Genomic DNA, 2,258 nt, shown 5'->3' on the forward strand with positions numbered 1-2,258 from the left:
AAAGATGAAAATTTACAGTTATGTTCAGAATCAACATCATAAATATTTATTTTATATTCTTTTTCAAAAGTATTACTCATTTTTATATCTCCCTTTATAATTTTATATTTATGCTATATGAATATAATACCATAAAAAATAGCTTATAGATTTTTATATATTTATATCCAATAAGCTATATTTATATAAGTATGATAGAATATCTTTAGTAAATAAGAGAGGTGAGTATTTTGAATTTAGAATCAGTACGAGATAATTTATTAAGGATTACTTCATCATTTACTAAAACTCAGGGGGAAAAGCTATGGAGAGAATCATATATAAAAGAATTAACAGGCAAAAATATTGATGGGGTTTATCATATATATGGAAGAGTTTTAAATGATAATAAAAGTAAGACATATAGTACACATATAAAAATTGATACAAAAACAAATAGGATAATTGACACTAAATGTACTTGCGATACTTTTGAAGAAAATAGAAGACATATAAGAAATTATGTTTGTAGACATATAGTTGGAACTTTATATACGTTTTATAATACAGCAAAAAGAAGATTAAAGGATAAGGAAGATAAGACTAAAGAGAAAAAAGTAAGAAACTTATCAAACAAAGGATCAAATAATATAAAAAAGAAAATAGAAGAAAAGCGATTTTTGAATTTAGATATAATGATAAAATGTATAAAAAATGATGGAATACCTTCTTTTAAATGTGAGTTTAGAATAGGTTCATCTAGCACTCATTTAATATTAGATATTAAAGATTTTATAGAAAAGGTTAATGATAAAAGACAAGTTAAGTTTAATGAGATATTTACTTATAATCCAATAAAAGATGATTTTTTAAAGCATGACAAAGATGTGATTGAATTTATAAAACAAAATAAAGAGCGTGCAAGAGGAAAATATATAACATTATATCAAAATGAAATAAAAGAATTTTTAGGGCTAATAGATGAAAATAAGAAAATCACTTTTAATTATAACTTTATAAACTATGAGGCAAGAATTAAAAGAATGAATGTACCAGTTGCATTAACTGTTAGGCTTAAAGACAATGAATTTATATTAAAGCATCATAATAAATTTCCAGAGTTATTAACTAATAATGGAGAAGTTATGCTTTTTGATAGAAATATATATCTTCCAAGAAAGAGACAGTTAAGTTCTTATGTTCCAATGTATAAAAGCTTTTTAAAAAATAGTGAAATAAGATATGAAAAGTCGTTAGAAAACTTAAATATGATATTAGAGAATCTTAAAAATATAACTAATGATGTCGTGTTAGATGAAAATACTATAAAGTTTAAAAATAAGGTTATAAATCCTAACTTTTATTTTTATAAAGAAAAAGAAAATATATATTGCAATGTTAAATTAAATTATTTTGGATATGTTATAGATTTAGTTAAAGATAAATCTGATAAGAGTTTTTTAAGAGATGAGATGAAGGAAAAGCTTATAGATATGGAGCTTGAGAAATTTAAATTTATTAAAAAAGAAAAAGATTATATGTTCATTGGAGATAATGAAGATACATTTGAACTTTTAAGCAATGGTTTTTTAAAATTAAGTAACCTAGGAACAGTTAAGGTTTCTAAGGAATTAGAAAGTTTAAAAGTAATAAATTCACATGATATATTTTCAGAATTAGAAGAGTTTGATAATTTTTATAAGCTTAAATATAGCTTTGATGACTTTACAGTAAAGGAACTTGGAGAAGCTATAAACTCAATGAAAAATGGTGAGAAATTTTACAAAAACAAAAATACATATTTAGATTTAGAAGACCCTGGGGTTACTAAATTTCTAAATCTTATAGAGGATTTAGGTTTAGATAAAATAAATGATAATCAAATAGAGATAGATAAAAATAAGATGCTATATCTTCAAGAAAAGCTAAAGGATAGAAATTTATCATTTATAAAAGGCGGTAAGGTTCTTCAAGATATAGTACATAAACTTTTAAATAAGGAATATAAAAGAAAACTTGTTCCAAAGAAATTAAATGCGACACTTAGAAATTATCAAGTAGCAGGTTTTAAATGGCTTAATGAAATAACAGCATTAGGATTTGGAGGTATACTTGCAGATGATATGGGACTTGGAAAAACAATTCAAGTTATAGCATTTATATTATCTCAAAAGAAAACAAAAACTCTTGTAGTTACGCCAACATCAGTAATTTATAATTGGAAAGATGAATTTGAAAAATTTGCACCTACTATTAAACTTGGATTAGCACATGGAAAT

The 2,258-nt window shown here is 23.5% G+C and carries 1 protein-coding gene; it reads left to right on the forward strand.

The genetic code is table 11. The features are described from left to right. Positions 1-230 precede the first annotated feature (230 nt). A partial coding sequence (locus tag SPJ33_RS01525; protein WP_321116204.1) for an SNF2 helicase associated domain-containing protein occupies positions 231-2,258 on the forward strand: 2,028 nt, incomplete at its 3' end.

This window comes from Clostridium sp. (genome assembly GCF_034179595.1).
In the GTDB taxonomy this organism is placed as follows: Bacteria; Bacillota; Clostridia; order Clostridiales; family Clostridiaceae; genus Clostridium.